At 37.0% G+C, this 427-nt stretch carries 1 pseudogene; it reads right to left on the bottom strand.

Annotated features, from left to right (window positions below):
• Window positions 1-35: 35 nt before the first annotated feature.
• A pseudogene (locus tag CWB66_RS21020) lies at window positions 36-427 on the bottom strand (transposase); the annotation flags it as partial.

The following is a 427-nucleotide window of genomic DNA, read 5'->3' as shown; positions in this document are numbered from 1 at the left end:
TCTTCGTTGTACAAATATTCAAATTAGTTAACTCATTTGCTTGCGCTCGCGATATCTTCAAAGGCTTTCTCAGGGTATTCTGGACGATACTTTAACGTCTTAAATAGCGATTCAGAATAAGGGTTATCATTACTCACAGACGGTCGGCTAAATGAAGGAACAATACCTAACTCCTGCAATGTCGCTAATAACGTTGCCCCTTTCATTGGACTGCCATTATCCGAGTGCAATGTGACTTGCGCTGGCTTTACCTGCTCTCGTCTGCAAATATCTACCATTAAATCAGCTGCCAGTGTACTTAGCTGTGTGTCATAAACCAGCCAACCAACTATTTTTCGTATATAAATATACATAACTAAATATAATTATATAAACTGACCTTTAATAGCTGTTTGCAAAAAGGTAATATCACATCTATAAATTTCTT

Origin of the sequence: Pseudoalteromonas sp. S558, from assembly GCF_005886635.1 — a bacterium.
Taxonomy (GTDB): domain Bacteria; phylum Pseudomonadota; class Gammaproteobacteria; order Enterobacterales; family Alteromonadaceae; genus Pseudoalteromonas; species Pseudoalteromonas aliena.
The sequence above is the reverse complement of the archived record's forward strand: the minus strand, read 5'-3'. Positions and strand labels throughout refer to the sequence as shown.